This window comes from Clostridium sp. D5, assembly GCF_000190355.1.
In the GTDB taxonomy this organism is placed as follows: domain Bacteria; phylum Bacillota; class Clostridia; order Lachnospirales; family Lachnospiraceae; genus Faecalicatena; species Faecalicatena fissicatena_A.
In genome coordinates this window covers 78,744-88,030 of the sequence record NZ_GL870813.1, presented here as the reverse complement: position 1 = coordinate 88,030, position 9,287 = coordinate 78,744, and the positions used below count along the sequence as shown (strand labels likewise).

Annotated in this window: 9 protein-coding genes; all 9 read right to left on the bottom strand. The window is 41.6% G+C overall.

Annotation, left to right across the window (positions count from 1 at the left end):
* Positions 1–279: 279 nt before the first annotated feature.
* The 9 genes from HMPREF0240_RS12240 to HMPREF0240_RS12200 all read right to left on the bottom strand — a co-directional run bounded on the left by HMPREF0240_RS12240 (position 280) and on the right by HMPREF0240_RS12200 (position 9,282).
* Positions 280–693: a hypothetical protein gene (locus tag HMPREF0240_RS12240; RefSeq protein WP_009003727.1), complete on the bottom strand. Its 414-nt coding sequence runs from the start codon at positions 691–693 to the stop codon at positions 280–282.
* Positions 694–737: 44 nt separating this feature from the next.
* On the bottom strand, positions 738–1,586 hold the full coding sequence (locus HMPREF0240_RS12235; RefSeq protein WP_009003726.1) for a carbohydrate ABC transporter permease: 849 nt from the start codon (positions 1,584–1,586) through the stop codon (positions 738–740).
* Between the two features lie 13 nt (positions 1,587–1,599).
* On the bottom strand, positions 1,600–2,487 hold the full coding sequence (locus HMPREF0240_RS12230) for a sugar ABC transporter permease (protein WP_009003725.1): 888 nt from the start codon (positions 2,485–2,487) through the stop codon (positions 1,600–1,602).
* A gap of 110 nt (positions 2,488–2,597) precedes the next feature.
* On the bottom strand, positions 2,598–4,130 hold the full coding sequence (locus HMPREF0240_RS12225; protein WP_009003724.1) for a response regulator: 1,533 nt from the start codon (positions 4,128–4,130) through the stop codon (positions 2,598–2,600).
* 70 nt (positions 4,131–4,200) lie between these two features.
* On the bottom strand, positions 4,201–5,907 hold the full coding sequence (locus HMPREF0240_RS12220) for a sensor histidine kinase (RefSeq protein ID WP_009003723.1): 1,707 nt from the start codon (positions 5,905–5,907) through the stop codon (positions 4,201–4,203).
* Positions 5,908–5,909: 2 nt separating this feature from the next.
* Positions 5,910–7,724 (bottom strand): arylsulfatase, encoded by a 1,815-nt coding sequence (locus HMPREF0240_RS12215; RefSeq protein ID WP_009003722.1) that lies wholly within the window; start codon positions 7,722–7,724, stop codon positions 5,910–5,912.
* Positions 7,725–7,769: 45 nt separating this feature from the next.
* Entirely contained in the window at positions 7,770–8,510 is a 741-nt protein-coding gene (locus HMPREF0240_RS12210; RefSeq protein ID WP_009003721.1) for a hypothetical protein, read from the bottom strand.
* 198 nt (positions 8,511–8,708) lie between these two features.
* Positions 8,709–9,029 (bottom strand): type II toxin-antitoxin system mRNA interferase toxin, RelE/StbE family, encoded by a 321-nt coding sequence (locus HMPREF0240_RS12205; protein WP_009003720.1) that lies wholly within the window; start codon positions 9,027–9,029, stop codon positions 8,709–8,711.
* Complete coding sequence (locus tag HMPREF0240_RS12200) at positions 9,019–9,282, bottom strand: prevent-host-death protein (RefSeq protein ID WP_009003719.1); 264 nt, start codon at positions 9,280–9,282, stop codon at positions 9,019–9,021. The genes HMPREF0240_RS12205 and HMPREF0240_RS12200 overlap by 11 nt, the downstream gene beginning before the upstream one ends.
* Between the last annotated feature and the right edge of the window lie 5 nt (positions 9,283–9,287).

The following is a 9,287-nucleotide window of genomic DNA, read 5'->3' as shown; positions in this document are numbered from 1 at the left end:
CGGCCAGGCCGTAAGGAGGAGCGCTTCTGGCACAAGTACGGTAAGTCGCACACTTACTGTATGAACCAGCGCACAGCCTTATAATTGCATAGAACCTTACCACAAAGTTTGTTTGCTAACAGGCTTAGTTAAAGTATGCCACTTTTAAATAAAAAAGTAAATGTCTGAGCATAAATTCAAAAAATTCATATGTCATTGCTGCAATTTGTAATATTACTTTCCAAACTTGTGGATCGTTTTGTATGGATTTAGCTTTGTGCAATTTTACTATACCTTAAGTTAATGACATTGCCCTATAGGGACAATTGTTCCCGCCGAAGAATTCTTATCCTGCTCAATGGGGTTGAAATTGTACATGACATCAATCTGTTTTCCACCCATTACCTGGATCGGAAGATTCACCTCATATTCCTGATCCTTGGGCATAATATCAAAACTGACATTTTTCCACTTCTCCGTTGTCTGAAGATAATCCAGTGCTTCAACCACTGCGGGATTATTTAACTGATCATGGATAGAAACCACCAGTTCACCACTGTAGCCTCCAGTATCGGCTTCTGATTCCGTACCTGACCCTTTCTTGCCATCTTCTTTTGGCTCGTCTTTCTTGCCTCCGCACCCTGCTGCGAGACTTACCGTCATAGCAGTCATTAGAAGCAGGGACATCATTTTCCTTACTTTTTTGTTGTACATACCTTTTCTCCCTTCTTTCTATTAGCTCGTTACTTTTATATTAATTACCCTTTGATACCTGATGAAGCAATCCCCTCAATAAAGTGCTTCTGGGCAATTAAATATACTACAATAATGGGAATCAGAGCCATGGATGCTCCCGCCATCTGCAAAGCATAATTTGCACTGTACTGTGCTTTAAAGGACGCTATGCCCACGCTCAATACCTGTTTGCTCAAATCCTGTATATATACCATAGGTCCTGTATAATCATTCCACCCCCATGTAAATGTTAAAATGCCCAGTGCTACTAACGAGGATTTCACAAGCGGCAGACAGATCTTAGCATACAATCCCACAACTCCGCACCCGTCAATTTTTGCCGCTTCCATCATCTCGTTCGGCACTGCTGTAAATGCCTGCCGCATGAAGAAAATAGAAAAACCTACAAACATTGCCCACGGCAGGATTGGGGCCCACATGGTATTTAGCACCCCTATTTTTTTAAATAGCAGGAACTGAGGAATCAGACGTATCTCTGCCGGTATCATCAGAGCCGATATATACAGCATAAAAATAATATTTTTACCTTTGAATTTCAGCTTCGCGAAAGCAAATCCTGCCATAGACGAAAACAATAAACTAGCAATAACAATTATGACCGTATTTCTTGCAGTATTGATATACCATGACAAATAAGGAAATGCAGTAAATGTCTTTATGTAATTGGAAAATGTCGGGTTTTCCGGAATCCACTGTATCGGAAAATTGAATACCTCGGCTTCAACCTTAAAAGAAGTCGAAACCATCCAGACCACTGGCGCCACCATTACAATCCCGATTGCTGCAAGTATACATGTTTTTACAATTTTCCCTATAAGGAGTGCCTGACTATGTTTGACTCTTCTGCTCATTTTTATCCCCTCCTTAATAGTTCACCCATTTTTTCTGTCCTATCCACTGAACCAGTGTGATTACAAGGATGACAGCAAAGAATATTACTCCCGCCGCTGCCGCATATCCCATGTCGTAATGTTCAAAAGCCTCTTTATAAATCATATAAACAATCGTGTAGGACGAAGTTCCAGGGCCTCCTCCGGTCATTACTTTTGTCTCTGCAAATATAGAAAACGAGAAGATTGCCATCGTAATCGCCAAAAAGAATGTCGTAGGGCTGATAAGCGGAAATGTAATATACCTGAATTTCTGTAAAGCGCTTGCTCCGTCAATCGATGCAGCTTCATAATATGATCTGGATATACCCTGCAGTCCTGCAAGAAAGATAATCATACAGTACCCGAGCATCCTCCAAACCCAGAAGATTGCAATCGTTGGTGTCGACCAGTCTACACTTGCAAGCCATTTGGGCGGATTGGCTATTCCAATCGCACGCAGGATTTCATTAACCGGACCGAATTCTTCATGGAACAATGCGGCAAACACAATTGCCGCAGCCGTGACAGTTGTGATATATGGCATAAAATAAACTGCCCTTAACGCCCCGCGTCCAAAAACGGCTGTATTCAATACTGACGCCAGGATTAATGCCAAAATCAGCAGAACCGGCACTGCAATAAATAGTATCTTCAGGTTGTTCATAAGACCTGCCTGGAAGTATTCATCGTGAAATACATCTATATAATTGGCTGCCCCCACAAATTCCGAGCCGTCCAATCCCTCAAACATATTCCAGTCCCAAAAACTTAAGAATATTGAATAAAACAGCGGATATGCCATAAATACTGTAAAACCTATAAATGTAGGCAGTATAAATAAATAGCCTGCTATGTTTTCCTTGAAATGCTTTCTCTTCATACAGCTCTTCCCCTCTCTCCCTTTCGTATTAAAGGCTTTCCTTATGCTGTAATGATAGCATCTGCATCCAGTTCTCTCCATGTTGTATTTTTGTATTTCTTGACATATTTTTAGGTCTTTTTCCTGCTCTCGACATCCTGCTCCATATACTTCTTTGGAGAGACACCAACACAGGACTTAAAGACCCTTGTGAAGTGTTCAACATTCCGGTATCCAACCGCCTGACTAATTTCATAGATTTTCAGATTGGAATTTTCCATCAGTTTCCGGGCATGGTTCACCCTTATGTTTTTAAGATAATCGCTAAAACTTGTGCCAAATTCTTTTTTGAATTTACTGCTGAAATAGCTTTCATTCAAACCTGCTATGCTTGCCGCCTCTGTGAGATTCAATTCCGCGTCTGCATAATTATCCATGATATATCTGCGCACTGCCTCAAATGACCTCTCCCCCCTGTTGGATGACGTTTTCTCGAGATAATCGAATAAAAACCTGTTAAAGTTATACATCCAGATCGTATAGTCATTCGCATTCGTCAGTCTCTCCAACTTTTCAGGAAAGGAGACATTCTTTCCAAAAACACTCCACATAGATGCCCCCATATTTTTCAGCATAATCCCTTCCAGATAGAGCATATAGATACATTGCTTTTCAATCTCTTTCTTTTCCATCCCCCTCAGTACTGCAAATAATTTTTCTTGTTCCTGCATCAGTGCCTCGTTGTCCCTTACCCTAAGAGCATTCAGAAGACCCTGAAAAAAATTCTTTTCGTACTCAAGGTATCCGAAATCAAGAAGTTTCTCCTGCTTTAGGTAAACCCTGTGCTCCCCAAATACGTACCGCAGGTTTAGCAGTGCCATGCTCTCCTCTGTTGCTTCTGATATACAGCCGGCACCTTTTCTGACTGCAGATGCACTGACAGTCACCTCCAGATTCATATAATTTTTCAACACCGTCTGTATCTGTCTGCAAATTCTTAAGATATTTTTTTCCACCAGCATTTCATCATGATATCTGAGGATAAGACAAGAGTCCGTATACTCTGAATGTTCACACCGCTTCGACACCCCCGGAATCTGCAAAAGCAGTTCTTCCATTGGCCAAATCAAATCCTGTCGTATGTCCTTAAAGCGCCCCTGAAGCTTCTGTTCATCAGATACATCAACCTGTATGATGGAAAACATATGTCCATCATCATAAAGGTCTGTATTCCCTTTCAGAAAATTATCCAGGACACTCTTCTTCCCCTTCTTATTTATCCTCACACACTTTGCATCCAAGTCCTTGTGTATCTTTGTCAGCAACTCACACAGATGTCCCTGATCCAGATGCGATTTTAAAAGGTAGTCTTCTACTCCCAGTTTAAATGCATCTCTGACCAGTTCAAATTCGTCAAAGGAACTTAATGCTATGATCGTAATGTCTTGATTTTCTAACTGCTTAATAAGCTCCAGACCATCCATAATTGGCATCTTCATGTCTGTAATAAGCACATTCACATCATGAGAATCCAGAAACTCCAATGCAAGCTTTCCATTTTTTGCTTCGCCTACAATTTCAAAGCCCAGAGATTCCCAATTCACGATATCTTTCAGCGTGGCGCGGATTACCAAGTCATCATCTGCTATTACTACTGAGTACACATGCATCCCCTCCTCCCATGTCCAATACAGCTTTGACATATTCTTTTACAACACTGTACCTGAGTTTAAATCAATTACTGACAGGTATCCGTATTTCCACTTTTGTGCCTACTCCCAGGCTGCTTTCTATCAGAAAAGCAAAATCTTCACCATAGTACAGGGGAAGCCGCTTTAAGACATTTGCAATCCCTATTCTGCCTGCTTTTGTTTCATATCCATCCTTTATTTGCTCCAGTATCTCATTTGATATCCCGCAGCCATTGTCTTCAATCACAATCACAATAAACTTTCCTGCCTTATGGATCCCCACTTTTATTCTGCCTTCTGCCATCTCATCCAAAAGCCCATGGGTCAGTGCATTTTCAATAAATGGCTGCAGGACAAGCTTCGGTATTCTATAGCCTTTGCACTGTTCTTCTATATCAATCATAACGCTGAAGTTTTCAGCATATCTTATTTTCATAATACAGAGATAAGCCTCCAGCATATGGACTTCATCCTCCAATGTATGGGTACTTTCAAAATCTCTGAAAGAGCAATCCAGAATCTGCATCAAAGCATCTGTCATTTGCCGGATCCCTTCATTCTTAGATACTTGTGCCATAAATTTAATTGTATTGAGGGTATTGGAAAAAAAATGTGGATTAATCTGCGACTGTAAGGCCTTCAGTTCCTCCTGATGCCTCGCATATTCATTTTGCTGATTGACTGTCACAAGGTTCTGGATCCTGCACACCATTTCATTAAACTGCATTTGAATCTGTTGTATTTCATATGGTGCTTCTGTATTTATTTCAATTGAAGAGGCCTTCAGATCTAATGCCTGCATCTCCTTGGTCAGAGTGGCAATAGGAAGCGCGAGCGTATTAAAAAAGCCCCGTGCAAAAAGATAAAATACAAAAAAAATAATAGCCGATATAAGCAGCATGAATCCGATATTCTGTATATACTCTCTCAAAATTAGCCCTTTATCCTTAATTAATATCAGATGCCAGTTTGTACCATAGATTCTTATACTTTGTGAAATCGTATTCCATATCCCTGATTTGCTCTGCAAGTCCTCAGCCTGCCCGACATAGCGTTCATCTGACTTAAGCAGGACATTCCCCTTATCGTCTGCTATATAAGCACTGTAATCTGTTCCGCTCAGCCCGGATAAAGAATCGAAGATAGTGCAGCCCTGTACCATTAAAACCAAATCCAGCTGTTCTTTGGGATCATATCTTTCCGGACTTACCAAAAAAAGCAATGCCTTTTTGTTCTGCCCCGATACATTGGGTATAAAATCCGCAGCATCTGCAATTGTTACATGTACTCTGTCTGTGCCTCTTTTAGTTTCCTTATACCAGAAGCATTCTTCTATCTCTGCTTTTGTCAAGCTTATATAAGTCCTGTTTCCATAGCTTTTTCCATTATTAAAGTAAAATTCTATCCCTTCAACATTGGAATCCGGTGTTGTCAGATAGTTAAACCGCTCTTCCATCTCTTTACGCTTATTGTAATCTATCGCACCTTCCGCCTCGGAATACTCTGACATCATCTTAAGCATTTCATTTTCATTAATCAGAAGAAACTGGCTCAGCTTCATGGATCCCTCACTGATTTCCTGTTCCAGGGACGTCTCATAGCTGCTTAGCATAACATCCAGATTCTGTAATTCATTTTTTTCGATTTGATGAATCAGCAACGGAATCCCCATTGCAATTAATAACAGAATCGGCAGAACCACAAATAAAATAAACCTTTTAAAAAATATTTTCTGCATATTCTGCCTCATACTCAATCTTCCTCCCAAGTATCTTCAACTCCCCTGACATACACGTAATATGCCCCGATGCTCCTGCCATCATCCATGAAAAATCTTGTTCTGAGATGAGTTGCTCCTTTGGGTAGTTTCAGCCTGAAAGTTACACATGCCCACGCTGCATCTGCCTTTGCCTCTTTTTTGATACCGGCAATACGGATATCCGCACCAACAATAGCATATGCTTTTCCTTCTGCACATTCTTCAAATATTCTTTCGTTCTTTGGAAGTTTCCCGCAGGTGTCCCCAAGTGCAAGACCAGACTCACGTGGATATCTTCTGAGCTCAAATTCATATGTACCTTCCTCCACAACCTCAACAGCAAAGAATCCATTTGCTTCAATTCCTTTCCGGATACTTGTCTGGCTGAAGCACATTTTGGTACATTCATGCCATGCATGGCAGGTCAGCTTCACCGGATGGCCTTTGGTCAGATATATGGGGCTGTACCTCATCGCTTCTTCCAGACGTTCATCATACCACTCTTCATAATATCGTGTGAGCTCAATTGCCAGCGGAATATGCTCCTCATAACAATTATGCTCCTCATAAGGGTCTTTTTTTATGTCATAGATTTCCGGAACTGCATCTTTTCCAGATTCAAATGCTCCCAACAAATAAGGATTTGTCTCATTTGTCAGCGGACACACAAGACGCATATTGTTCTTCAATACTGTATAATCCTTATATTTCTGGGGCATATCACGCTGCATGTTATGTATGACCAGCACCCTGTCCTGATTGATATGGTCTTCTCCTTTGGCAAGAGCCTGATACAGGCTGATACCATCTATTTGTCCGGGAGGCAGAAGCCCGCATATCTCTGCCAGAGTAGGCAGGATATCCATCTGTGCCGTTATGCCGTGTACTTCTCTGGGCACGCCTAAAAGATTCCCGGGAGTGGTGATAAAACATGCATTTCTATGGGCGCCTTCATAAGCCATCCCCTTCTTCCCTCTCATCCCTGCATTATAGCCCTCCAGAAGCCTTCCATTTTCATCCATCACACATCCATCGGCCGTTCCATTGTCTCCAAAATAGATAATAATGGTATCCTCGTATACTTCTTTTTCTTTGAGATGGCTGATCAGCTTACCAATATTTTTATCTACACATTCAATCATCCCATAGAATCGGGCTCTTTTCTCTGGTATTCCCATATCAATGTACTTCTTATAATAAACCGGTTCAACATTTAAAGGTCCATGGGGTGCATTTGTAGGGATATAACAAAAGAAGGGCTGTTCTGACGAGATGCTGCTGTCTATAAACTGTTCTGCCAATTTAAACCAGACGTCAGTACAATAACCTTCGAAGGGCTTTTCTATCCCATTTACCAGATATGTGTCATCAAAATACTGATTGTTCCAATAATCAGGTGTCTCCCCAATCACACCACCGCCAAAGCTGACCACCGTGTCAAACCCTCTGTTTTCAGGGCAGTAGGGATATGTATCACCGAGATGCCACTTTCCAAACATGCCTGTTGCATATCCCCCTTCTTTGAAACAGTCTGCCATAGTTTTAAGTTCCGGCTTCATGTAATATCTTCCATTGATTGTAGAATATACCCCTGCGCCAAATGAATATCTGCCGCTCATAAGGGCAGAACGTGCCGGGGCACACAATGGATCGGTATGGAAATCTTCCAGTCTTATGCTGTGCCGCCCCATCCAGTCAAAATTAGGCGTATGCAGCCAAGGGTTACCATTCACATGGATATCGCCGTATCCCTGATCATCGGTTACAATTATGATTACATTTGGTTTTAATTTTATTTCACAACTCACTCCTTCTCCATTCCAACCTACTCATTCCATCTATGGAGACCGGTCTTATTTCACTGCCAGCCTCAAAAATTCCACTGCCCGCTCCATTCTCTCACTGTTTTGGATAATGCCAATCACCACATCATCCCCCACAAAATCATAACACTGCATCAATGCCGCATCAGTACTCATGTAAATACCCACAGGCACTGGCTTTTCCATCAGCTCGGGCTTATGGGGATCAAAGTCATTCGTTCCATATTCTTTGCCATTTGCCGCATCCATTGCTTCTATGACTGCCTGATCGACATAAAAAAAGGAGGATTGATATTTTTCAATCTCTTCTTTCGTCAGAAAAGTTGTAAGGTCTGTAAACGCTCCATTTAAACACACTCCCTTATATGTGTTCTCCTCACTGACAAGCACATCCAGCTCTCCTGCCCCAATCATCGTTACCAATTTCTGCTGACCTGTCACAAACGCCATATCCTGACGCTGATAGTCCAAATAAATAGATGTATCATAATGAAAAGCATATTCATCCGGACTCATTCCAATGGATTCCGCAAATTTCTGCTTAAACCCGGACGCTTTTGCTTCCACTTCAGTGCCGCTGATAATCATTGTCTGAATTGCAATCTCCTGCTTATCGACAATAGTATATATGACAGCGCAGACGAGTACCACAGCTGCTGCAATAGCCAGCAGATGGTATTTGTAATAATACCAGTAATATTGCATCTTCTTTTTTAGCGCTGCATTTTTAATTTTCTCACGTTCTTCTTTAAATTCATCCATAACAGGCATAATGTTACCTCCTAAAAGTAGTATAAATTTGATGAAGTAGTTGCTTTACATTTATTGTATATCCTTTTTTAGATTTTATCAAGATTTTTGTATACAAAATCAGGTGAGCGATAACCCATGACAATGATTACCTTTTTACAAGAAACATTAAAAACGCAGCCGTTTCCGACTGCGCTCTCTGTATGTTATTCAATTTTATTACAACAAACTTCGATATTCCCGTGCCCCATATAACACGCGCATGATTACCACCTGTTTTTGATCCGAATCAACCAGATAGAAGACCAGGTAGTTTTCCACCACCAACTTGCGATATCCCTTTCGGGCAAGGTAAATGTCATCTACCTCGCTTCCGATATACGGGAATTGTACAAGCTGGCTGATCGAGTTCTCCATCTCTTCCAGCAGTCTTTCCGCCGCCTGTGGATTTACAAGAGTTACGCTGATGTAGGTGTCGATTTCATCCAGATCTTCATAAGCCAGCGGTGTAAAACGAATCTGAAAGTTCTCATTCTCCATGCTTTTGTCTCAGTCTTTGAAAGACCTCTTTCCCTTCCAGAAGGGGGACACCATCCTCCATCTGCGCCTCTGCGGCGCCAAGCTTTCGGTAGACATCCAAAACTCCCATTTGCTTATCATAGGTATCCATGCTCATAACAACGAGGTGGCCGCTGCCGTTTTTGGTGATAAACACAGGCTCATTTTTCTGGTAGCACAGCTCAGATATTTTCCCAGTGTCCCGAAGGTCGGCCATCGGACGAATCGTAGGCATAAAAT